Below are 21762 nucleotides of genomic sequence, written 5' to 3'. Positions count from 1 at the left end.
CAGCAGCGGCGCCGGCGTTGCCGGACTCGCCGGAGCCGGGCGCTGCGGGGGACTGGCAAGCGCCTGGCGAGTGGACAGCGATCACGGTCGCCTCCGTGGGGCGGGCGGCCTCACACGGTCAGTGGTCCCAGGCCCGGCCGGACCCCGGGAGCACGGCGCGTCGTGGACCGTGATCGCCGGACCGAACGGCCGTGCTCGGTCCGGCGGCCGACTGCCTGTCGGTCCCGCCCGGCCGCTGGTTCGCCTCAGTCCGCCGGGTTGCGGGTGATCAGCGGCCGGGCGGGCCGGGCGGGCCGGGCGGGACAGGTCGGGCGGGCGGGCCGCGTCGACGACGATCGTCCCGGTACCGATCCTTCGTTCTGCGCTCCCGACCTTTCCCGAAGAGCCAGGTGCGGCTTAGTAGAAGTGGGGAATGAAACGCTGGTTGGGCGACTTCGGGGTGCACTTGTACAGGCCGAGGTGCTTCGGATTGCTTCCCATGGTGTCCACGCACAGCCCGTAGTTGATGTTGAAGAGCTTATAGGTGCCGGGCTCTTCGTCCCATGTATTGAGCAGGAAGATTGCGGACTTCTGCCCCACGCAGTCCCATTCGACGAGGTTCCCACTGATGGTGTCCATGCACTTGTTGGTCAAATTGTTGCGGATGAAGAAGGACTGGGAACCGAAGCCCGCGGCGTGCTCCAGTGTCCACTTGGAGCCGTTGGCGTCGTAGGATTCGCTGACCACCCGAGTATTGTTCGCACTGCTCCGGCCTTCGAACCCGATGAACTTTTCGTGGTCGTTGTCGCTGATCAGGTTGACGACAGCCCCATTGGCCGCCAGATGGTGCTCGAAGTACACCGGGAAGTGGTCGGAACCCCGGCCGCCCTGCCGCGACGCCTGGTACCCTGCAATGGCGTGGGACGAGATCATGTAGTCGAGTTCACCGCCGCTCGATTGGGTCGCTTCCCCGGTGTGGTAGACGAAGGCGCTCATGCTGTTGGCGAGATCGTGCATACCCTCGTTCGGGTCACGGTTGAAGTCGCCCACGGCCGTCCACTCGCGGTGGCTGGTGGCTGCCTGGTCCCGGATGTTCGCGACGAGCTCGCGTGCTTCGTTGCGCGTACCCGTGGCCTGCGCGTGCACATTGTAGTAGATGTCGTTGTCAAAACGTACGCCCATGGCGGATCGACCACCGTCCCGGCCCGGGGGGGCAACAAAGACCTCAGCAGCCCGCTGACGGGTCACAGTAGCCAGGGTGACCCGGCCGCCGGTGCCACCCATCGGGTTGATCCAGTAGACGTAGCGGTCGTTCCAGCGGTACTCACGGACAGCCTGATTCCCATGGCCATGAATTTGTAGGAGTTCCATTCCATTGGCGCTGGGTTCGGCCCCGGCTTCCTGGACGAAAACGATGTCATTGCCAGCGTTGACGATAACCCTGATTTGGTCCCACTTGGCGCCCTGTGAATTGAAAGTCGCCATCTTGTAGCTGATCGGCGAGGCTGCAGAAGCCGGTGTCGGCGGGCCGGTGAGGACACCGATGAGGCCGGTGATCGACATCAGCAGGGCCAGCACTCTGGCGGACATGGGGAAAGTCGTGCAACGGCGCAAAGCAGGAGACTCCTCAATAGGGCCGGGCCCGGGGGCGGACGGTCTGCCGTCCGCCCCCGGGCCACAGGGAACACATCCCCCGCCGACGTGTGGTCAGCGGTGCGCCTACAGGGTCCGCGACCGGCGCTTCGAGCCGGCTTCCGCACGGCTTCCGCCAGCACGCAGTCGTGTATCAGCCGCGTATCGGACGACCGGTCACATACGTACGGGAAAGCCGGGCGTGAGACGCCCAAGGCCGTCACAGGGCACCGCTCACTCATGCCCCTCCGCCCGGCCCCGGCCGCCGCCGCGCTGGTCTACCCAGTGGCGGCCACTCCGGTCACCGGCACCGTCCTGGTGACGACCGCCGACCGCGGCGTGCTCACCGAGCCCCCCGTTACCTAATGGGGACCGAAGCCGGCGGATCGCTACCCGTTACCCGGTCCCGTGAGACCTCGAAAAAGAGCGCGGCCACCGGCTTCACCTCGGCGGTGATCAGCTGACGTCCGGTGAGTCATACGACTTACCCGGGCCTTGAGCCCTTCAGAGAGAGTTGGTCCCGGGCGTCAGCCGACCACCGCCGAGGAACGCGACTGTGAGGGGGCCGGCGCCCGGCACCGCCACGGCCGCCATCGAGCGGGTGATCGAATGTTCGTGGTCCGAGCCCTCCGCAGGGTGCACCTCTCACTTCTCCGGGATGCCTTCGAGCTCCTGAACAGACCGAGGCCCCTGCGGTCAGCTGGGGTCACGAACGACTACTGACTTCGGCGCTTCAGGGTGATGGTGGCGGGAGGTCGAGGGAGAGTCCGGTCCCGGTGAGGAAGCCGTCGAGGATGTCGGGGCGGTACTGAAGCCGTTTGAGTCGGTTGCGGACGAGGGCTTCGAGTGGGTCGACGGCGACCGAGGACAGGTTGGCCAGGCTGCGCTTGACGTGCGCCCAGAGCCACTCCACGGGGTTCAGGTCCGGCGCGTAGGCGGGCAGGATGAACACCGTCAGCCAGTCCCGAGCGCCGATCAAGTCCCGCAGGGCATACGAGACATGGGTGTTCAGGCGGTCCCAGACCAGCACGATCGGCGCCTTCACCAGGTGGTGGATGCCGTCGATCAGGCCGATGTAGTCGCGCTCGGACAGGCTCCGCCGCTCACCCTTGCGGCCGGTGTGCCGCCGGATGCGGTGGGACAGCCTGGTTCGGGAGCCTGGCCGCACGGCGATCAGCCCCGCGACCGACACCCGTCCGGAGCGGCTGCCGGAGACCTTCACGACCGGGGTGATGCCCCGCCGCCCCCAGGTGCGTCCGCGGGGCGGCCTGCGTGTGAAGCCGGCCTCGTCCTCGAAGCAGACCCACCCGTCGCAGGCCGCCCGGGCGCTTTTACCTCCGCCCAGGTCACCTCCGTCCAGGCGGCAACGGCCTGCTCGTCACGCTCCGCGGACCGCCGCGCGAGCCCAACGCCGCCGCACCGCCCTGCTTCCAGGCCTGATGTCACTGATAGGCCGACTTGCAGCTCACCCGCAGCTGCCGAGCGACCTCCGGAGGCTTGACCCCTTCGCCGAACAGCGCGGCAGCCTCCAGGCGCACGGCCTCACGGCGCTGACGTGCCTTCGCGGTCAGCCCGCCCCCATCCGCATATCGCATGCCAGACGTTCTACAGCGGCAGGTGACCGTCCCTCAGCGAAACGGCAGATCCATCACCCCAAAGAGCTGATGTCAGTAGTCGATGTGGGCGCTGCACAGGACGTCGTCGGCCTGGTCGACGGTGCTGTCGTCGGCGATCTGGTAGTCGCAGGGATCCATGGCGTCGGCGACCGTGGGGCGAGGGTCCGCCGATCGGCGGGAGTGTCGGGCCACGGCCTTCACCGTTCCCGTCTCCGGGACCCCGGCGGGCCCCGGTCCTTCACCCAGAACGAAGCCGGAACAGGTACCGGGATGCGGGATGCCCTGGATGTCTCAGAGCGTACTCCGGCACCCGCCTCGGCGGGGCTCGTCAGGCCTGCCGGTGCTCCACGACGACCGCATCGCACCGGCCCCTCGCACCGATCCGGAGTGACCGGCGGGAGGCGGCGGTCGGGTCGGTGGCCCGGGGCTATGGCCGGTCGGCCGGGGCCGGTCCGGTGCCGTCGTGGGAGGGCAGGTCCCGCTCGTAGTGGACGAAGTGGTCGGCCGGTACGAAGGTGTCGTAGAGGCGGCGGGCGGGGTTGTCGTGGGCGGTGAGCCAGTGCACGCGTGCCCAGCCGCGGGCGGCGGCGAGGTCGAAGAGGTCCTGGAGGAGTAGGCGGCCCGCCCCGAGCCTGCGGTGGGCGGGGTCCACGAAGAGGTCCTCCAGGTAGCAGACCTGGCCGGTGAGCCATGTGCTGTGGTGGAGCACGCTGTTGGTGATGCCGATGACCCTGCCGTCGTGCTCGGCGACGCGGCCCAGTAGTGGCTGGTGCGGATCGAGCAGCCGTCGCCAGGTGGAGTCGGTGACCGCTGCGGGCCTGGTGGACTGGTAGAAGTCGAGGTACCCGGCCCACAGCCGGCGCCAGTCCTTCTCGTCGGCCGCGGCGAGGTCACGGATGACGATCGTAGGGGTCTCGGTCATCTGGGCTCCAGGTGAGAGTAGTCGGGGGCGTCTGCAGGCGAGCGGGCCGCGGGGACGGCGAGCACAGGAGAAGTTTCACCCAAGTCCTCCACTCCGCTCCAACCCGGGGCACTGACTGCCGTAGGCGCGCCTCGGACACCGCAGCCCCAACACCTGCGAGACCACGCTCAACACGACATCAACTACCCTGACCAAAGCCGCACAGCCCGTGTCCAACATCCGGGGTCAAGGCCCGATGCCGGGCCACCCCGCCCACGTCTTCGCACTCAGCGCCAGGGCCAGCCTCCGTTACGCCGATGCAGCCTTCGCGTCCGCCGCAGGACAGACCGGAAAGAAGCTCTGAGCAGCTACTTCGACGCCCCGCTGGCAGCACGGTTCATTGGTCCGTATCTGGCGATCGGCAGATACGGACCGGGGCCACCCCCCACAGGCCCGGCTTTGTTCGACATCCCACCCCGAGGGGGATGTCACCGAACGGATCAGCTACTCCCAGGGGTTGTTGCCCGACTCCCATCCCGCCGCCTCGTCCTCATCGTGCAGGAACCGCGGGTCCGCCATGCCCTGGAGCGAGCTGTCGCTGATCGGCCACGGCTGCCACTCATCGCGCAGCAGCTTGAGCAGAAACTCGGTCATACCGCACGGGTACACCGACCATTCGAGGTTCCCGCGCGAGTACACCGCGACCGGCCATCGGTCCGGGTCCGGATCCGTCGTGATCCAGCACAGGGTGTCGGCCGCGGCTGTCTCCCCCCAGATGAGCAGGTCCTCCAGCCGGTGCCAGCCCCTGTCGGCGGGGGCCCACTGGTTCACCGCGTAGTCCGCGAGTGCTGCCTCCGAGAGCCTTGAGACCGAGGTGACCTGCAGCTCGTTCGAAGTGACGGCGGGGATGTGAACGCCGACCATCTCCTCGATCGAACCGCTGCCGAAGGCTGCGACGAAGGCCCGGTAGTCGGCTGGGAATGGCGTTCCATGGACCCTCTCCGCCGCACTCCAGTCGACAGCGTCCCCACAGGTGGGCCCGATGCACGACAGCACTTCTCCGATACTTGCCATGGCGGCGATTGCGGCGGACCGATCGTCATTCACGCTACGGCTCCCCTAGGGTCGGGGCGTCCTCGCCCATGTTGTGCCATTGTGCGTCCTTCAGTCGTACCGGGTTCCGCCCGCCGGATGAGGACAGAACCCGAAGACTGCTCGCAACGTCACACAGGCCCTGGCGGCCATCTCGCTGAGCACGTTCATCTGTAGTCGGCTGGGCACTGCAACGAGTACGCGGACACCGCCCCAGCAATCCTGCCTTCTTCCGAACCGAACTCGGCCTCGCCGCTCCCCAATAGCACCTTGGCTTCGGTGAGTTCGCCCGGCCGACACTTCAGGATCTCTGAATCACGGAAGATCGGCTTCGACTTCGCCTACGAGGCCCCGCTGCTGGCGCCGGTCCCGGAGGAGGAGTTCGACGTCGGGCTGACGCTGACGCCGCGGGTCGACAAGACCTCCCGGGTCCCGGTCCGTCAGAACGAGTACTCGGTCCCGGCCGCGGTCTTGGAGCTGACCGGCGCCAGGTTCGATGTCATCGCCTTGCGTTAGCTTGACAAGTGCAGCATCGAGGTCACCGTCCGGATGATGGGTATCGATGAGGGCACGGTTCGCTCCCTCACTTCGCAGGGCGACCTGATCCCGTCCGCGGCAGCCGGATCGGTGTGGGCGTACCAGGGTGACGCTGCCATGGCTGAGAGGCGGTTCGCAGTATCGTCGCGAGGACGGGGCCGTGGTGGCCGAAGCGGGCGGCGCGGCGGCGGCCCCGGTGACGGTGCCTGACAGGCCGAGGTAGACGCTGGCCAGCGTGACGGACACGAGCTTGCGCGCCGCGGTAGCAGGCCGTTGTCGGGTGGCGACAAGCGGGGGTCCTGCCTGTGGTGCGCCGGTGGTATGCGGCATGCGCGGGGTGGGGGCCTGGCCGCCGGGGAGCCGGCCGCCCACGGTGTCGAGGGCCAGCGGTGGACCCTGGCCCGTGAGTGATCAGTGTGGCGCGGTTTCGATGGCGAAGCCGTGGAGGAGGGTTCCGGTGGTGTCGGGGTCCTCGAGCATGGGGGTGTGGCCGACTCCGTCGAGGATCTCGATGCGGGCGTGGGGGACTTGGCGGTAGTCCTGGGCGGAGGAGGGGCGCCAGCGGTGGTCCTGGGAACCGAAGACCACCAGGGTCGGCAGGCCGAGGCCGGCGAGCCGGTCGGGGATGGGCCGTTCCTTCAGGTACGCGCTGGACGCCGCGTAGGTCGCGGTGAGGCTGCGGTAGGTCATGCCCTGGACGTCGGCGACGATCCGGTCAGAGATCTTCACGTCGCGGGTGAACGCGGAGCTCAGCGCGGCGCGGATGGTGCCGTCGGTGCGCAGGCGCCAGATGAGTTCCGCCACCACCGGCGTGGACATCAGGTGGGCGGCGAAGCTGTCGCCGATGTACGCGTCTGGCCGCGGGCCGGTGTCGACCAGTGCGATCGCCCCCACCAGGTCGCGGCGCTGCTCGGCCAGCGCGGTGGCGACGGCACCGCCGGTGGAGTGCCCGACGACGGTCGCGCGGTGCTCCCCGAGCCGGTCGAGCGCGGCAGCGACCCGGCGCGCCTGCTCCGCCATGCCGTAGCCGCTGGCCGGTTTGGCCGATCTGCCGTGCCCGAGCAGGTCCACCCGCACCACGTGCAGGTCCCGCAGCGCCGGCAGGACCGGGTTCCACCACGCCGTCGAGCCGCCGAGGCCGTGCAGGAGTACCACCGTGGGCGCGTCGGGCGGCCCGTCTTGGAGGACGTGGAGGTCCCCGCCGGGAATGCGCACGATCTGGTCGCCGGAGGCCCCGGCCGTTTCCGTGAGCACGGACACCGCGTTTCCCGCGAGGAGGAGGGCCAGCACGCCGGCGGCCGTCGCGGTGATCCGCCACCGGCGGGTCCGCGCCCGCCGTCTGCGCGGGACGTTCGGTGCCGCGTCCGGGCGGCTGCGGGTGGGTTTGTTCTGCGGGGTGGTCGTCTCGTCCATGGCTCCTCCGTCGGTCGGTGCAAGGTGCCATCACTCTCGCGGTGGCGGGCGCGGGGCGTCTTGGAGAAATGTCGTGCCTCGCACGGTGGTTGATTCCGGTGCCGAGCCGCTCGTACCGTCGGGGTGTGCAACCTGTTGTCCGGATGGCAGACTCCATCGCTGCCTGGGAGATCGCGCGACCGTCGCGGGTGACCGCGCTGCCCGGTGTCGACATGGCCGGGTTCCGCATTCGGGGTGGCAGCCCGATCGATCTACGAGCCATTCCTCACCCGGCCGTCACCGTGGCTGTCGGATTCGGTGACCGCCCGTTCGACATCGACATCGACGGCGCGGTCGGCCGGATGCGGGCGGAGAGTCTGGCCGCCGGGCTCGGCTTCAGCGCCTTCCAGGTGTGCGCCGAGGACGTCGAGTGTGTGCAGATACGCCTGTCTCCGCTGGTCGCGCACCGTGTACTCGGACTCCCACTCGCGGAGTTGCGCGGGAGCGTCATCGCGCTCGACGACCTGTGGGACCGTGCCGCGCCACGCCTGCGGGAGCGGCTCCACGATGCGCGGACCTGGCCGGAGCGCTTCGCGCTGATCGATAGGGAACTGATGACCCGGTTCCATGCGGGCAGGGAGGTCGATCCCGAAGTGGTTTGGGCCTGGCGCCGGATCGTCGCCAGCCACGGACAGGCCCGCGTGAGCGAGCTCGCAGGCCGTATCGGCTGGAGCCGGCAGCGCACGTGGTCACGCTTCGGCTCGCAGATCGGCCTGACACCCAAACGCGCCGCCATGCTGGTCCGCTTCGATCACGCCATCCACCGCCTGGTCCGCGGAGACACCCCCGCGCAGGTGGCCGCGGATGGCGGCTATGCCGACCAGTCCCACCTCCACCACGACGTGCGCGCGTTCACCGGGACAACTCCCGCCGCCGCCGTGCACGAGCCGTGGCTGGCCGCCGATGACAGAGCCTGGCCGCCGCGCGACGGCGCGCAGCGCAGGTTCGGGTACTGAGGCTTTCAGGGTGGAGTCGGTGGATCGAGTGGCAGACCGGTGCCGGCCAGGCATCCTTCGATGAGGGCGGTCTGGAGCTGGATGTGGGGCAGGCCCCGGAGATCGGGGTGCCGGTGCTGATGGTCGAGGTCGACCGCTCCGCCATGACGCCGGCCGACGTCGCCGCGAAGTTCCCCCGGTACCGCGAGCTGTTCCACACGAAGGCCCGCGACAACGACCCGGTCCTCGCCGGGAAGAAGCCGGCGACCGCACGGTGCACTGGTGGCGTCGTACCTGGCCTGCCACACCCGGCCCGGGTACCCGACGGTAGCGCTGGTCGTCACCGACGCCGGACCGATCGCCTGCCAACCGCCAGCAGGTCGTCGCGGACCTGTCGGCCGACTGCTGGCGCGGCCGGTGGTGCGGGGAGGTCCGCGGCTACAACGAAGACGGCTGGCGCGCGTACGACGACGCCGTGCCCATCGTCGCGACCACCCTGGAGCTGCTGGCCGCCCACGGGCCGCTCGGGCCAGTGTGCTGGCGCTACGGCCGCTCGGGCCGGCACTGCCTCATCGAGGCGCTGGCGAACCCGAACAACCGGCCGCCTACGACCTGCGCCAGGCCGCCCGCGAGGACGAGGAGCACAAGGCCCACCGCAGGCTGATGGACTCCCTGGTCTGCTCGACTGCGGCGAGGTTTCCGAGGAGGAGAGCACCTGGGAGTACGGCCGCCAGGGACAGGTCGAGTGGACCCGCCGCCCGGGTGGCCGCTGCTAACCCTGCGACCAGGACCGCGAGGAGCGCCTGGGACGGGAGGCCGACGAACAGCGGGAGGCCGCCCGCACGGCCAACGCCGCGCTGCGCCCGTGGGGTCAGGCGGGGAGCAGGAAGAGTTCGTCGGTGTAGCACCAGGCCCAGCGCTCGCCGGGTTCGAGCGATCGGGCGACGGGGTGGCCGTCGGCGGTGTGGGCGTGACGGTGGGCGTGCTGTCGGGGGGAGCTGTCGCAGCAGCCGACGTGTCCGCAGCTCAGGCACGCCCGCAGGGACACCCAGGTGCTGCCCTCCCGCAGGCAGTCCTCACAACCGGCGGCCGGGTGGGCGGGTACTTCCCGGATCGCGTCCAGGTGCCGGCAGACCGGTTGGACGACGAGTCCCCGGTCGACCGCGACGCGCCATTCGTGCTGGTCCTTCACACCACCCACGGTACCCGGCACCGCTCGGCACCGGCCGCGGATCACCGCGGCCGGTGCCGTCGTGTTGCTTTCCCGGGGGCGGCCATGCCGGCCCGCCGTGCAGCCAGGCTGTGGCTCCGGCCTGCTGCGTCTGGTCGTCGCTGCCGGCCGCCGCCCTGGCGGGGCTGTTCCCTGCTGCCAGGAGCCGTCGCCGCCGGCTGGCACCGGGCTGTCGTGGTCGCAGTGAGGGCGGTCCTCGCCCAGGTGCGGTCCGGGTGGGCGCCGTGTTGGCATCATGACCGGATGACCGCTGCGCTGACCTGGCTCGACCGCACCGACTTCGCGCGTTACGCCCTCCTTCCCGAGCACCTGGTGTCCCGGTGGACCGGGGAGGAGGCCTACGACGCGTGCGGCGAGTACGCGACGGCCCTGCACTTTGAGGGCCACGACGTGGTGATCCTCGGCGGTGAGCCGCTGCCGGTGACCTGGAGCGCGTACGCCCTGGTCTTCGCCCGCTGGTCGTCCGCCGACGACGACCGCTCGCTGCTCCCCGGCGTAGAGACGGCGCTGGCCCGCGGCGCCTGGGAGGACGTGGTCACGGTCGAGCTCGGCGGCCGATACGTGCTGACCGACGCCGGCTACGACGGCGAGCGCATCCGCGGACTCGACCACGCCGATCCGCCGGAGCTCCTCCGGGTCACGGTCCCCGCCGGGCGCTATCTGCTCCAGTCGCTGCTCATCCAGCCCGACCCCGAGTCCGAGTACTACCTGGAACGCCTGCTCCCGCTCGGCTGATCAGCCGCCACCCGGTACCGCGGCCGTGTCCGGCGCCCGCTGCGCCTGGCCGGGGCGGTGGCGGTGGTCGGGCTGTTCCCTGCCGCCGGGAGTGGCCCGCCGATCGCCGGCCCCGGGCGGCCCTGGCCGCTGCTCCCGGCCTCCGGCCGGCCGGTCGTGGTGGTGCGCGAGGCGTTCCGGGCTTCGGTGGGACGTCCGCGAACGGCGCAGGGGAGGGTGACCGGGTGTGGGGGCGGTCGTTGCCACGGTATGACCAGTTCCAGGTGTTTTGCTGCTTCTGTTGTCCTTGCCGCCGTCGCGCTGTCGTCGGGCGCCGGCTCGGCGTCCGCTGTCGGGCAGGCCCGGTATCTCACTCCGGTTGTCACCGTCGAGCAGTGTGAGGAGGGTGGTGGCTGGGTTGCCGCGAACATCGCCACGCGTCAGCTGTTCTGCACCGACGGGGAGTTCAAGGACCACCTCGTCAGCTGAACGTCGCGTGGCGCCCTCGCCCGAGGCGGGGCGTTTCGCGTTGCCGCGCGGTTGTGCCGGTGCTGTCCCGGCCCGCCCTGGTCGCCTCGCCCCCGCGCCCGCCGCGGCTCCTGGCCTGCCGCCTCTGGCCGTGCTGACCGGGGTGGCGGGTGCCTTCCGGTCCTGGCTGCCGTCGCCCATGGCGGGCCCGCCGTCGGGCTGCTCCAGGCGCCGCAGCAGGTCATGCCTGAGCCGAAGCCAAGCTCTTGGGGCAGGTACTCCCACTGGATGCCGGTGTGCAGCACGAACAGGATCCCGCACAGTGCCTGCCGGTCCGGCACGCGTGGCCGCCCCGGCTTCAGCTTCGGACCCGGTTCGGGCAACAACGGCTCGATCAGCCACCACAGTTCGTCCGACACGATCCACGGACGAGACTCTCTCTTTCCCACGGATGGACTAACGAGCCGATCAACGGACAGTCACACGTCACGAGGCTTCTGTTAGGACCTTTAATAGTGTTCGGTGGCCTGAGCGTCGACAAGGGCTGCGACCTGGGCATGGGAGACCTCGTCGAGACGGGAGGCGAACAGGCGCTCCAGGCGCCGTGAGCGAAGAGCAACCATCCTGGAATTGTGGCACTGATCACGCTGGTGGTGTCAGTGGACTTCCTCAATACGTCATTGGGCCTACGGCGCTTAAACGTCAAGGGCGTCTCGGGCGTTCTCGGTGAACGTGCGTAGAAGACTGCCGAGCTCATCCAGTGCTTTCTGGGCGCGTCCGGCTTCGAACTCTCCCGGGCGGCCGAAGCGTCTGGCAGCTGTGACGTAGAAATCGATGTCCTCGGTGGCGCGCCCGATGCTCTCCATGACGTCCCGAGCCGAAGCCGCTACATCAGCGGGCCCTTCCACGGCCACCACTGAGGATGCGGCGCGTACCGCCGGGAACTTCTCACTGACGCGTTCCAGAGCCTGTGAAGCGTCGTCAGGGCTGTGCGTTTCCTCCATGAGTGCCATGAGGTCATCAGCCGCGTCTCTATGGGCCGTAACAGCAGCAATGAATGTGCTGTATGCCTCTCGCCGTCCCTGCCGACGCCAATGCTGGTGTTGGGTGCGTCCTTGAGCTCGCCCGGCCAGCCATGTGGATCCCAGGACTCCTCCTGCGCCCAACACGCCCCCGATACCTGCGCCCCACAGAGCAGCGACTCCAGCGTCCATATGCACCATTGTGCGCAGTTGGTTACTGGAAGCTGTGGAGATGGCGCGAGTGGCGGTTGCACCGCGTACCGGCGCCGCCAACCCGAACGGCTCGACCAACGCCATGCACTCCGACGTCATCGGCGCGCTCGGCGTCTTCAAGGTCGCCACCGCCGACCAGCTCCAGCGCCTGCTGCGCCCTCCCGGGCGGCGCGGCCCTGGTCGACCGAGACCGAGTTCCTGCTGCCCGGCGGCAAGCGCAAGGTGCGTCCGGACAGTGTGTGGCAGGCGCGGGGGATCGGGGTGTCGGTGTTGATGGTGGAAGTCGACCGTTCGACCATGGCGCCGGCCAATGTCGCCGCGAGGTTCCCCCCGGGTACCGCGAGCTGTCCCGCGCCAGGGTTGGTGACAACGACCCGGCGCTCGCCGACCGGGAGAGCGCCGACGGGACGGTGCACTGGTGGCGCCGTACCTGGCCGGTCATACCCGTGCCGGGTACCTGCCGGTGGCTCTGGTCGTCACCGACGCCGGACCGGTGGCTCTGGCCGACCGGCAGGAGGCGGTGGCGGAGCTGTCGGTGGAGTGCTGGCGCGGGCGGTGGTGCGGGGAGGTCCGTGACGACAACGGCGACGGGTGGCGTGAGTAGGACGACGCTGTGCCCGTCGTCGCTGCTCCCCGGGAGCTCCCGGCCGATCATGGGCCGTTCGGGCCGCAGGTACGGGCGTCGGTGATGAAGGAGGCCGGGCCGGGACGGTGTCGGCCGGTGTCCTGGTCGTACAGCCAGTTCCGGGTCTCGAAGTCGCCGTGCCGGTAGACCAGCGGCAGCTGCTCGGCCAGGCCGGCCAGTTCGGTCGACGCGGCCTCGACCAGGGCGAGGCGGTCGTCGGCCAGGTGCGAGGCGAGGTGCTCCAGGCAGTCGGCGGCTTCCTGGGCCTGGTCCTCCAGGTCGGAGCGCACCGCGGCCCGATCGGCGTCGGTGCCGGGCGCGGAGGCGTCGTGCCAGCGGCGCAGGGGGCGTCCGGCGTCCTCATGGAGGGACAGGCGGCAACGGCCCGGTATCCGGCCGCCCACGCACCTGTGAGGACCTGGGCGACGGCGTTCACGAGACCGGCCCGCTGCCCCTCCACGTCGATCTTGAGCGGCCAGCCGATGAAGTCGTCGGACAGTTTCGCGTCGGGGTTGGGCCCGATGTCGAACTCCAGGCCGCCGAGCTGGACCGCGTACTCGTCGGCCGGAGCAGCCAGAACCGCCGCCAAGAGATCGGTAACGGTCTGTCGGCCGGCGCCGCAGAAAGATCGCGCAGTAGTCGTTGTCCTCGATACCCGTCATGCGACCTGATCCTGCCCTTCCAACGAGCAATCCGTGGGGGGACCCGGGCACGGGCCCGGACGAGGGCAATCAGCTGGGGTGGGCCGGCGGCGCGCCGTGGCCTGGGTGGTGACCGCGGCGCCGGACAAACGTCACGGGTCCGTGCGCGATGCCCCTCGGCCATGGCGCGCCGTCGGGTGGGAAGCGGTTCAGAAATTGATCCGGGGCTGGAGCCCGGTCCAGGTCTGATTGGCGCCACCGTTGGCACCCCAGGTCACCACCGGGGCGCCGTCGGAGGGGTCGGAGCCCGGCACGTCGAGCACGAGCCCGACGGCGCTGCGCAGGTCGTCGGTCGAGGGCGCATTGACGCCGGGCACCCGCCAGCGCTGGTTCTCGGGCCTGGTCCACCCGGCGCAGCCCCATACGATCACCTGGGTGCCCCATACCGTGCTGGAGGCGGGGACATCCAGGCACTCCCGGGCGTGGACGTTGGCCAGGAGGCCGTTGCTGTTCGCGACCCACTGCTGGTTGGCGCCTCCGGTGCAGGTCCACTGGCGGACGGGGGCGCCCTGGTCGGTGCGCCAGTCGGCGACCTCCAAGCACTTGCCGGTCGCCTGGTTGCGCAGTTCGAAAGCGGGGCTCTGGCGGGGGATCTGCTCGGCGTGGGCGATGCCGGGGGCGGCCACCGGAAGGGCGGTGGCGAGGCCGGCCGCGAGGGCGAACAGGGCGGCGCGGGTGCGGCGTCCGCGGGTAGGGGCGGGATCGGTCACGGCTGTCCTCCTGAGGTGCGGCAGGTGGTGCGGTTGGCCGGGAGAACTGGAGTCGGTACCAGGACTCCCCAGCGGGATCGAGGTGTTGGACGACCGCAGGCACGGAACGGTTGTGCGGATCGTGAAGAAGGTCATGAACCGTGTGGGCACCAGGATGCGGGTGTGGCCCGCGCTCGATCCGGTCGCCGCCACCATCGACGGCCGTCCGGCCTTCATCGTTGCCGACGTGGAGCGCTAAGAGGTCCTCAAGAGACGTTGGACGTGTCTGTGAGTGATCAGACAGGTGGCGAGGCCGAGGGAGCCTTCGTGGATGTCGTCGCGTCGTTCCCGACGGATGCGAAGGCGGCGGAAGCCGTGGAGCCAGGCGATCGTGCGCTCGACGACCCAGCGGTAGACGCCGAGGCCCGACTGACGTCGTTGCGGTTGCCGCCGGTCAGCGACACCGCGAGCGGGATGCCCTGACCGTCGACGAGGACGTGGTGCTTGCTGCCCGGACGTGCGCGGTCGACCGGGCTCGGTCCGCTTTTGAGCCCCGCCGAGCTGCCCGAATGTGGGACGAGACTCTCTCTTTCCCACGGATGGACTAACGAGCCGATCAACGGACAGTCACACGTCACGAGGCTTCTGTGAGGACCTTTTAGGCGCTTCTGAAACAATGCGCTGCCCGCCGTGTTGGGGGCGGTGCCGACCTTGAAGGTGATGGTGGCGCCGGGCACGGGCCTGCCGGTGATGGGGTCTGTGAGGGGTGGCGGACAGGTTGAGGTTGATGCTCAGCCGGCCGGGGGGTGAGGGAGATCAGCAGCGGGCGCGGTGAGCCTGGTGGTGCCCTTGGTGCAGGGGTACCGGTCCACGGCCGTGATGGTGACGGTGTCCGAGGGTGCGGGGGCGGGGCGCGGCGGCACTCGCCGTAGCCCGCCCCGCCCCGCCCCGCGGCCCGTCCCGAACCGGAGAACCGGTCGGGGCGGGCCGCGGGGGCGGCTGCTCGGGTGCTGGGGCGGGAGGGCCAGGGTCGCTGAGGCCCCGACCGCCGGGTGGCGCGGCGGGACTACTTCTTGTCCGCGCCGTCCTTGCCGCCCTGGTTCATCATGCCGCCGAGGGCGCTGAGGTTGCTGGCGCCGCCGGTGGCCACGGCCGGTATCGCCTTGGCGGCCGCGTCAGCCGCGATCTGCGACATCTTCTGCATGTGTTCGGTGGCGGTCTTCAGGGCTTCCTGGGCGCGTTCGCCGGCGGCCTTGTCGTTGCTCGCGGCGGCCTCGATGCCCTTGGTGAGGACCTGGGTGACGGTGTTGATGCCGCTCATGTCGCGGAACAGGTTGGCGGTGGCGATGGCCTGCGCCGTCTGGAGGCCCACCGGGTCGGGCATCGCCATCATCGGCGTGTACCTCGCCTCGGTGGGGCTCAGGGCGGCCACCTTGGTGTCGAGGTTCTGCGCGCGGGAGGCGGTGGAGACCGGGGCGATGTCGGCCGGGGTGATCTGGATCGGCGAGTCCTTCCAGTTCCAGAACCGGGTGAGGTCGATCTTCTCGGCCGAGTTGGCCCGGCCGAGGACGGCCTCGGCGAAGACGCCCTTGGTGGCTATGGCGACCGTGTTGGTCACCGGCGTCCCGTAGGCGGTGGCGGTCGCCTTGCGGGCGTTGGTCCATGTGTCGCGTTCCTGCTCGCTGGTGAAGTTCCACCGGAAGCCGAGGTAGTTGCCGGTCGTGGCGACCGGCTTCGGGTCCAGCACCGTGCCGAGCAGAACCGGGGGCGCGGTCGAACCCGCGGGCGCGTAGGAGTAGTTGGCGAGGATGCGGCTGAGGGTGAGTTCGTCGGCGTTGGCCCACACGGCCTGGCTGTAGTGTCGGCGGTTGTCGTTCAGGTGGTCCAGGACCACCTGGGAGACGTTGCCGCCGCGCACGTAGAAGCCGAGCGAGGAGACGTAGGTGCGGCTGCCGGTCTTCACCGTCGCGCCGAACAGCCCGCAGATGGCCGAGGCGCCGCCGGCGTCCTCGGTCAGGTCGGGCGTGGCGGTGGTGCTCTCCGCGATCCCGAAGTTGGCCACCCCGGAGGTCATCGTCAGGCGCAGCCCGGCGAGGCTGCCGCGGGCGGCGGTGCCGGACCAGGCGTCGACGGAGATCAGCTTGTCGGCGCCGCCGAAGGTGTAGGAGGCCTGGCGCAGGACACCGGAGCCGCCGGTGTCGCCGCAGCGGGCGGTCTGGCCGGGGAAGACGACCTGGATGCTGCGGATCCCGGCGTCGTCGTACCAGACGTCGATCCTGGAGGCGTAGGGCGAGTCGGCCTTCGGCTGGAAGTCGAACGGCGCCGGGGTCTCCCGTGCCGTGCTGAGGTAGCGCATCATCGTTCCGTCGTTCTTGAGGATCCAGTAGTCCCCGCCGACGGCCGAGACCACGGCTGCCGTCCCTGCCGTGGCCGTCCTGAGCACGGGGTTGGCGGACTGGCCCCAGGCCGCCGCGCCGGGCTCCAGCACGACGGTCATCGTGGTGTCGTTGCTCCTGAAGACGCCCCAGAGCGCACCGTCGGCGGTGGCGAACAGGCGGGTCGGGCTCCCGGTGGCCCGTTCCGACCAGCCGGTGCTGGTGCGCTCGTAGATCTTCCCCTGCCGGCTGTACCAGACCTTGCTGCCGGCGGCGGCGACCTCGTCGGCCTGGACGGTGAGTTGCTCCCGGGTGCCGTTGTGGGGGAACTGCCAGAGGCTGTTGTCGCCGCCGACGATGTAGAAGGTGCCGTCACCGCCGAAGGCCAGACTCAGTCCCTTGAAGTTCTGGGAGTCGGCCTTCCAGGTCGTTCCGTCGAAGTGGACGACCGTCTTGTCGGCCCGCAGCCCCCAGACGGTGTCCTTGCCCGGCACGATGCGGTTCAGGCCGCCGCCCGGCAGGCCGCTGGTGGGCATCGGGTTCCACTGCCGGGCCACCGGGTCGAAGCGCACCGGGCTGCCGTCGGCCTTGCGCACCCCGTAGACGCCCATGGGCCCGCCGGCGATGTCGGCCAGGTCCACCCCGTCGAAAGCCTGGAGCGGGAGCGCCTCGGGCGCGGTGAGTGCGTCGAGCTTGCGCTGGGCGGTCTCGAACGGGTTCGCCGCCCGGATCTTCGCCGCCCACTCGGCCGGGGCCACCGAGGCGAGCACCTCCTTGTACCGCTGCAGGCTGGAGTAGGTGAAGGTCAGCTCCTGGAGCGGGATGAACAGGCAGCGTTCCAGCTTCGTCGGCTTGGTCGTCACGCTGTACACCTGCACGACCTCGTAGTACTGCACCGACATCGCGTGCATGTGGTTGTAGTTGGTGACGACCCGGGTCAGCACCTGGTCCTTCTCCGCCTGCGACGTCTCACGCACCACCGTCATGTTCCGGCTGCGCGCGGCCGTTGCCAGCTGCTGGGTCCGCGCGCTGATGCGCTGCGACGCCTCCTCCGCCACCGACTTCACCCCGGTCGAGCGCGACACCGCACTCGAGAAGCCCGTGTTCGACGAATTGCTCCAGTTCCCGCCGATGCCGGCGCCGAACCACGCGATGCCGGCACTGCCGCCGGAACTGGAGGACTTGCTGAACTGGAACGCCTGCGAGTCACCGTGCTGCTCCTCGCGGGCGATCGCGTTCGCGAGCTCGCTGATCGAGCGGTTCTGGTCGGTGGTGGAGGAGAGGGTGTCGGCCTCGGTGGTCTTCTCGGTGCCGGTGGCCTTGGTGGTGCCCTGCCAGTCGACGACCGCGACCTTGGTGCTCTCTCCGGGCGCGAGCGCCAGGCTGTGCAGGAGGCGGCCGAGCGTGACGCCCTGGGCCGACCAGCTCTGCTCGGTCGTGACGATCATGCCCTCGGCCGGGCGGTCGTAGAACGGCAGGTTCTCCTCGCCGAGGTCGATCGCACCCGTCAGCTTGCGGGCCGGCTTCGCGTTGGGAATGTCGGTCAGCACCACTGAGCTGTACCGGACGATCTCGGTCGGGTAGTTGCCGGTGGTCGGCAGCAGGTCCTTCGGCGTCGCGCCGTCCAGGCTCGCCCGGTCCACCTCGATCGCGGGCGACGTACTCGCCGGGGTGGCCGTCGTCGCTGGCGTGGCCGTACTCCCCGGGGTGGTCGTGCTCGTCGGGGTGGTGGCGGGTGTTCCTGTGCTCGGGGTGGTCATCACGAATCCCGTCTGCGGAGAAGATGAGGGTGGGGCGGCACGACACACCGGGCACCAACTGCGCCTGGCGCCAGCGCGAACGACGCCCTCCGGATCGGGAACCTACACAGCGTGATCACAACAGCGGCACACTTTGACGAGAATGGCCAGAAACAGTGCCCGAACCAACGGCCACCCCCGCCACGCGCCGAAGGCCCCATCCGCGTGGCGGGAGCAGGCGTACGGCCTGGGCCGATCTTTCCAATCATCGGATCGTTGGCCTGGCCGTGCCGTTGACCGACGCGCAGTGGGCGCGAATAGAGCCGTTGTTGCCGAACCGGACGCCGAAGTGAGGAGGGCGGTGGCGGGATCACCGACAGGTGGTCGATGCGATCGCGTGGAAGGTCCAGACCGGCTCGCAGTGGGCGCACCTGCCCGCCGAGTACGGCTCGTGGAAGGGCATTTACGCCAGGCTGCGGAACTGGGCGATCGACGGCACGCGGGAGCGGGTCTCCACGGCTCTACTGGCCCACGCCGACGCTGGAGGCGACCTGGACTGGGTCGTCGCGGTCGACTCCACGATCGTGCGGAGCACGCCGCGCCCGCCAGGCCCGGACCTGCGGGCCGCGACGGTGGCCCGGTTGCCGCCCGTACCCGGCGGCCCGGCGGCGCAGGTGCCGCCACGTGCCGGCGGGGAGAGGAGGGGCCAGCCCGCGCGGACGGATGGACTCATGGTCCATTTCGGGGCGGGGGGACCACAGTCACCGCCCCCGCACCCGTGGCCAGCGCCTGGACGCACTGGACCATCCTGCGGCCGCCGGGGGCGTCGGGGGTCGCGCCGCATCGTGCGGGCCCAGCCGCCGTCGACCGTACGTTCCCACACCCGGCCGGAGCCCGTATAAAGGAGGCCGCAGCCGAGCCCGGCGCCCCCCAACGATGGACTCATGGTTCATCTTGGCCCGCACGCCCGCCCGGTCCACGTCCTGCTCCACCACGGCCGCCCGGACGGCTGGGTCGAGGCCGGGAGCCACGGCGTCCCCCAATGGGCCGCGATCCTCCACGGTGGGCCCGGTCAGCCGGACCGCTTCGTCCGCGAGCTCCGCCACGGCCAGGTCGCCCTCCACCCCACCGCCTTGGCCGCGATCGCAGCCCTTCGAGGCCGCCCACCGTGACCGCGACCCCAAGGCCCTGCCCGCCGGCGCCTGGAGCGACTCGAATCCGCACAGACCGACGGCCTGACCCACGCTCGGCTGCTCCGGAGGCTGCATCGAGTATCCCCCCGCACGTCTTGCAGGGGCGACCGCTCTTCCGGAACGCCGACTCTTAGGACCTCCTGTACGCCCAGGGGTGTTGGAGTGCTGCGCTCGGGTGGCTGCCGAGCCGCAGGACCGGGCCCGCGACCGCAAACCCACCCGGTCAGGGGCCGCCAGCCGAAGCTAGGCTTAGTGGTCGGCTCCGTAAGTGCTTCGGGGGTTGATCACGCTGCTGGCTCGGCGGAGGATTCTTCCTGGCGATCGGCGGTGTGCTGGTCGAGCCTGGCCAGCAGATCGTCCAGGTCGGAGGTGGTGAACCTCCACTGGAACGGCTGTGCCGTGGCGTTGTAGCGGTCTTCGGAGGCTCGGAGCCGATCCCCGACCTGGGCGAGGTCGGTGAAGTCGTTAGGCGATACGACTTTGCGCTGCACGACGGAGAAGAAGATCTCCACTTGGTTCAACCAGGAGGCGTGCACCGGGGTGTGGACCAGGACCGCATTGGAGAAGGCGGCCGTCGGCCGGTCCGCGGCCTTCTTGCCGCAGTGGGAGGAGCCGTTGTCGACGACCCAGAACACCCGCTTCGCGCGGGCGTAGGGCTCCTGGCTCATGACCTGGGTGACCAGGGCCATGATCGGGTCGATACCAGTGCGCGGCTCGGTGCGGCCGAACACCTTCGCGCGGTGGACGTCGTAGGCGGCCAGGTAGGCCAGCGCGCCGCCGCGGCCATAGGTGTGGTTCACCCGCATCGCCCGGGCCTGGCCGGGCGCCAGGGTGGGATGGCAGCGGCAGCGGGCCTGGATGGAGGTCTTCTCATCGGAGCTGATCAGGAACTCGTCCGCGCTCAGGGATCGGCCCTCCCAGGTGCGGGCGTACAGGTCCAGGACATGCTCGGCCTTGCGGCGGAAGTCCGGATCGGTGATGAAGATCCAGGAGCGGTGCTGCCAGGGCTCGATCGCGTCTTCGCGCAGCCAGCGCCGGACGGTGGAGACTGAGACCGGGCCGGAGATGCGACGGGCGACGACCTCGCGGGCCAGCTCCGGAACCGACCAGCGCGACAGCGGGGTGCAGTTCTCGGCGGGCCGTTGGCAGGCCAGTGCCTTGACCTCGGCGACCTGTATCGGGGTGAAGCGGCGTGGGCGGCCCGAGCGCTTACGGCCCGCCAGGGCGGGCAGGCCCCCGTCGGCGAAGCGGACGCGCCAGGCACGCACGGTGTCCAGATGCACTCCCGTTTCGCGGGCGATGCGCGCATTACCCTGCCCCCGGGCGGCGTGCAGCACGATCCGCGCCCGTACCCGGTCCTGGTGCGCGGTCTTGTGACCATAGGCCGCCTTCTTCGACCGGTGCCGTTCGGCGGCGGTCAGGGATATCGGGCGCGCGACAGCAACGGGCATAGCAGGCAAGCCGATCAGCAGAAGTGGATCACGACGAGCGGCAGCCTGCCGCATCCGCTCCCACGCCGGTTCGGGCAGGCGTGGCCGCCACGCCCACCACACCGCCGCAGTCCACCAAGGATTCACTCGCCCAGCACCTGGCAGCCCATGTCCGAAGCGCTCGGCCGCAGCTGACGGACCTGCACATCTGCAGCGCCTTCGCCTATGTCGACGGCGAACGGGCCGCCGACGAGTTCGTCAAGCTTATGTGCTCCAACTCGCGGACCGCAGCCGAGGCCGTATTCGTCAGATCCCGGCCCCCCGTTAGTCGTCCAGGAATCCGGTGACCAGGTCGCGAAACGCCGTCGGCTTGTCAATCCAGGGCCAGTGCCCGCACCCGGAGAGTGTCTCCAAGCGGCCGGCTGGGTAGCAGGACGCGACGCGCCGGGCCGTCCCGGTACCCGCCACGCCGTCCTCGGAACCGGCGACCACCAGCACCGGGCTGAGTACGGCAGCACGGCGGGCGACTGCAGTTGCAGCGGCCGCTTCGGAGACCGGGGGCACATAGAAGGCCTCGCGCAGCCACGACGGCGGCTGCGGATAGGTGGCCTCGGCCTCGTAGTGCCTGCGGGTCGCCTCCGACCATGCGCCGTAACTCCAGGGCGGCGCCCCGGCCGCCAACGCCTCGGCGCTGCCCGGCTCACCGGCGCGCCGCGTCCGGATCACCGTCACCTCGGCTTCATCCACCTCCCTGGAGACTAGGCCGACAGGGGTGATCAGTACGAGTCTGCCCAACTTCTCCGGATGGTCGGCCGCGAGTGCCTGAGCTGTCAGGGTGCCTGCCGAGTGGGCAAGCACATCCAGGCGTTCGATCTCCAGTTGCCGCCGCAGTTCCTCCAGGTCTCGGGCCTGCTCTGTGAAGGCGCAACTGGCACGGTCCATGGGGACCTCAGACCGCCCAGCGGCACGAGCATCCAGCATGACCAGGGTGCGGAAGCCGTCCAGTCCGCCGAGATCACCAAGGTCACGCGAGTCCGCGCCGGGCCCGCCGGCCAGACAGACCAATGCGGGACCCCTCCCGGTAACCGAGTAGAACAACGTCGTTCCGTCATATGAGGTGAAGTAACTAGCCGTTGCTCTATCGATCTTGGTGATCGTGAGTTCGAGTCTGCCGACTCGGTCGGGTGATCTTCTGGTCGGCAGGGCATGAAAGTGGGG

21 protein-coding genes and 3 pseudogenes are annotated in these 21762 nt (G+C 70.0%); 9 read left to right on the top strand and 15 right to left on the bottom strand.

Translation table 11 applies throughout. The features are described 5' to 3' along the window. Positions 1–396 precede the first annotated feature (396 nt). The gene (locus ABZ495_RS33795; RefSeq protein WP_359839684.1) at positions 397–1569 is read right to left on the bottom strand and encodes an endonuclease/exonuclease/phosphatase family protein; all 1173 of its coding nucleotides are present in this window, start codon (positions 1567–1569) and stop codon (positions 397–399) included. A gap of 282 nt (positions 1570–1851) precedes the next feature. On the opposite strand from ABZ495_RS33795, the gene ABZ495_RS33790 reads away from it, so the two are divergent. After that, positions 1852–1977 carry a hypothetical protein gene (locus tag ABZ495_RS33790; protein ID WP_359839683.1) on the top strand — a complete coding sequence of 42 codons (126 nt, stop codon included), beginning with the start codon at positions 1852–1854 and terminating at the stop codon, positions 1975–1977. 367 nt (positions 1978–2344) lie between these two features. On the opposite strand, the gene ABZ495_RS33785 is transcribed toward ABZ495_RS33790, so the two are convergent. The 4 genes from ABZ495_RS33785 to ABZ495_RS33770 form a co-directional block, all read right to left on the bottom strand. Then, on the bottom strand, positions 2345–2956 hold the full coding sequence (locus ABZ495_RS33785) for a transposase (RefSeq protein WP_359839691.1): 612 nt from the start codon (positions 2954–2956) through the stop codon (positions 2345–2347). Between the two features lie 322 nt (positions 2957–3278). Then, complete coding sequence (locus ABZ495_RS33780; RefSeq protein ID WP_359839681.1) at positions 3279–3419, bottom strand: hypothetical protein; 141 nt, start codon at positions 3417–3419, stop codon at positions 3279–3281. Positions 3420–3654: 235 nt separating this feature from the next. Continuing rightward, positions 3655–4149: a GNAT family N-acetyltransferase gene (locus ABZ495_RS33775; protein WP_359839680.1), complete on the bottom strand. Its 495-nt coding sequence runs from the start codon at positions 4147–4149 to the stop codon at positions 3655–3657. Positions 4150–4632: 483 nt separating this feature from the next. Beyond that, entirely contained in the window at positions 4633–5235 is a 603-nt protein-coding gene (locus ABZ495_RS33770) for an SMI1/KNR4 family protein (RefSeq protein ID WP_359839678.1), read from the bottom strand. A 264-nt stretch (positions 5236–5499) separates the two neighbouring features. On the opposite strand from ABZ495_RS33770, the gene ABZ495_RS33765 reads away from it, so the two are divergent. Beyond that, the gene (locus tag ABZ495_RS33765; protein ID WP_359839676.1) at positions 5500–5736 is read left to right on the top strand and encodes a hypothetical protein; all 237 of its coding nucleotides are present in this window, start codon (positions 5500–5502) and stop codon (positions 5734–5736) included. Between the two features lie 432 nt (positions 5737–6168). On the opposite strand, the gene ABZ495_RS33760 is transcribed toward ABZ495_RS33765, so the two are convergent. Beyond that, positions 6169–7170, bottom strand: coding sequence for an alpha/beta hydrolase (locus ABZ495_RS33760; RefSeq protein WP_359839674.1), 1002 nt, complete (start codon positions 7168–7170; stop codon positions 6169–6171). A 143-nt stretch (positions 7171–7313) separates the two neighbouring features. Here ABZ495_RS33760 and ABZ495_RS33755 point away from each other — a divergent pair, with 143 nt between their 5' ends. Continuing rightward, complete coding sequence (locus ABZ495_RS33755; RefSeq protein ID WP_359839672.1) at positions 7314–8165, top strand: helix-turn-helix domain-containing protein; 852 nt, start codon at positions 7314–7316, stop codon at positions 8163–8165. 850 nt (positions 8166–9015) lie between these two features. Here the strand turns inward: ABZ495_RS33755 and ABZ495_RS33750 are convergent. Continuing rightward, positions 9016–9267, bottom strand: a complete 252-nt coding sequence (locus tag ABZ495_RS33750; protein WP_359839689.1) for a UBP-type zinc finger domain-containing protein — start codon at positions 9265–9267, stop codon at positions 9016–9018. Positions 9268–9618: 351 nt separating this feature from the next. On the opposite strand from ABZ495_RS33750, the gene ABZ495_RS33745 reads away from it, so the two are divergent. Then, complete coding sequence (locus tag ABZ495_RS33745) at positions 9619–10110, top strand: Imm21 family immunity protein (RefSeq protein WP_359839670.1); 492 nt, start codon at positions 9619–9621, stop codon at positions 10108–10110. Positions 10111–10359: 249 nt separating this feature from the next. Continuing rightward, positions 10360–10578: a hypothetical protein gene (locus ABZ495_RS33740; RefSeq protein WP_359839695.1), complete on the top strand. Its 219-nt coding sequence runs from the start codon at positions 10360–10362 to the stop codon at positions 10576–10578. Positions 10579–10793: 215 nt separating this feature from the next. Here ABZ495_RS33740 and ABZ495_RS33735 read toward each other — a convergent pair. Continuing rightward, positions 10794–11006: pseudogene (locus ABZ495_RS33735) on the bottom strand (transposase); the annotation flags it as partial. A 246-nt stretch (positions 11007–11252) separates the two neighbouring features. Continuing rightward, entirely contained in the window at positions 11253–11570 is a 318-nt protein-coding gene (locus tag ABZ495_RS33730) for a hypothetical protein (RefSeq protein WP_359839668.1), read from the bottom strand. Positions 11571–12255: 685 nt separating this feature from the next. Here ABZ495_RS33730 and ABZ495_RS33725 point away from each other — a divergent pair. Beyond that, positions 12256–12396 carry a hypothetical protein gene (locus tag ABZ495_RS33725; RefSeq protein WP_359839667.1) on the top strand — a complete coding sequence of 47 codons (141 nt, stop codon included), beginning with the start codon at positions 12256–12258 and terminating at the stop codon, positions 12394–12396. A 47-nt stretch (positions 12397–12443) separates the two neighbouring features. Here ABZ495_RS33725 and ABZ495_RS33720 read toward each other — a convergent pair whose 3' ends face one another. Both ABZ495_RS33720 and ABZ495_RS33715 read right to left on the bottom strand, forming a co-directional pair. Next, positions 12444–13079: a phosphotransferase gene (locus ABZ495_RS33720; protein WP_359839666.1), complete on the bottom strand. Its 636-nt coding sequence runs from the start codon at positions 13077–13079 to the stop codon at positions 12444–12446. A 188-nt stretch (positions 13080–13267) separates the two neighbouring features. Further along, positions 13268–13828: an RICIN domain-containing protein gene (locus ABZ495_RS33715; protein ID WP_359839664.1), complete on the bottom strand. Its 561-nt coding sequence runs from the start codon at positions 13826–13828 to the stop codon at positions 13268–13270. Positions 13829–13940: 112 nt separating this feature from the next. On the opposite strand from ABZ495_RS33715, the gene ABZ495_RS33710 reads away from it, so the two are divergent. Next, positions 13941–14066, top strand: coding sequence for a hypothetical protein (locus tag ABZ495_RS33710; RefSeq protein ID WP_359839663.1), 126 nt, complete (start codon positions 13941–13943; stop codon positions 14064–14066). Here ABZ495_RS33710 and ABZ495_RS33705 read toward each other — a convergent pair. Both ABZ495_RS33705 and ABZ495_RS33700 read right to left on the bottom strand, forming a co-directional pair. Then, positions 14063–14364: pseudogene (locus ABZ495_RS33705) on the bottom strand (transposase); the annotation flags it as partial. The gene ABZ495_RS33710 and the pseudogene ABZ495_RS33705 overlap by 4 nt on opposite strands. A gap of 509 nt (positions 14365–14873) precedes the next feature. After that, entirely contained in the window at positions 14874–17942 is a 3069-nt protein-coding gene (locus tag ABZ495_RS33700; protein WP_359839661.1) for a hypothetical protein, read from the bottom strand. A 344-nt stretch (positions 17943–18286) separates the two neighbouring features. On the opposite strand from ABZ495_RS33700, the pseudogene ABZ495_RS33695 reads away from it, so the two are divergent. Continuing rightward, positions 18287–18823 (top strand): annotated as a pseudogene (locus ABZ495_RS33695) (transposase); the annotation flags it as partial. 42 nt (positions 18824–18865) lie between these two features. Continuing rightward, positions 18866–19093 (top strand): hypothetical protein, encoded by a 228-nt coding sequence (locus ABZ495_RS33690; RefSeq protein ID WP_359839659.1) that lies wholly within the window; start codon positions 18866–18868, stop codon positions 19091–19093. Positions 19094–19398: 305 nt separating this feature from the next. Here the strand turns inward: ABZ495_RS33690 and ABZ495_RS33685 are convergent, their stop codons facing one another. Further along, positions 19399–20565, bottom strand: a complete 1167-nt coding sequence (locus tag ABZ495_RS33685) for an IS630 family transposase (RefSeq protein WP_359839657.1) — start codon at positions 20563–20565, stop codon at positions 19399–19401. 303 nt (positions 20566–20868) lie between these two features. After that, positions 20869–21762: alpha/beta hydrolase (locus ABZ495_RS33680; RefSeq protein WP_359839655.1), on the bottom strand; the 894-nt coding region annotated here is incomplete at its 5' end.

It is taken from the genome of Kitasatospora sp. NPDC005748 (assembly GCF_040630735.1).
GTDB lineage: Bacteria > Actinomycetota > Actinomycetes > Streptomycetales > Streptomycetaceae > Kitasatospora.
This window is presented reverse-complemented; position numbering and strand designations above follow the sequence as displayed.

Coding starts and splice junctions, on each gene's coding strand:
- ABZ495_RS33795 (WP_359839684.1), bottom strand. CDS start 1,569: ATGTCCGCCAGAGTGCTGGCCCTGCTGATGTCGATCACCGGCCTCATC.
- ABZ495_RS33790 (WP_359839683.1), top strand. CDS start 1,852: ATGCCCCTCCGCCCGGCCCCGGCCGCCGCCGCGCTGGTCTACCCAGTG.
- ABZ495_RS33755 (WP_359839672.1), top strand. CDS start 7,314: ATGGCAGACTCCATCGCTGCCTGGGAGATCGCGCGACCGTCGCGGGTG.
- ABZ495_RS33700 (WP_359839661.1), bottom strand. CDS start 17,942: ATGACCACCCCGAGCACAGGAACACCCGCCACCACCCCGACGAGCACG.
- ABZ495_RS33690 (WP_359839659.1), top strand. CDS start 18,866: ATGGTTCATCTTGGCCCGCACGCCCGCCCGGTCCACGTCCTGCTCCAC.
- ABZ495_RS33775 (WP_359839680.1), bottom strand. CDS start 4,149: ATGACCGAGACCCCTACGATCGTCATCCGTGACCTCGCCGCGGCCGAC.
- ABZ495_RS33730 (WP_359839668.1), bottom strand. CDS start 11,570: ATGGCACTCATGGAGGAAACGCACAGCCCTGACGACGCTTCACAGGCT.
- ABZ495_RS33720 (WP_359839666.1), bottom strand. CDS start 13,079: ATGACGGGTATCGAGGACAACGACTACTGCGCGATCTTTCTGCGGCGC.
- ABZ495_RS33740 (WP_359839695.1), top strand. CDS start 10,360: ATGACCAGTTCCAGGTGTTTTGCTGCTTCTGTTGTCCTTGCCGCCGTC.
- ABZ495_RS33760 (WP_359839674.1), bottom strand. CDS start 7,170: ATGGACGAGACGACCACCCCGCAGAACAAACCCACCCGCAGCCGCCCG.
- ABZ495_RS33685 (WP_359839657.1), bottom strand. CDS start 20,565: ATGCCCGTTGCTGTCGCGCGCCCGATATCCCTGACCGCCGCCGAACGG.
- ABZ495_RS33745 (WP_359839670.1), top strand. CDS start 9,619: ATGACCGCTGCGCTGACCTGGCTCGACCGCACCGACTTCGCGCGTTAC.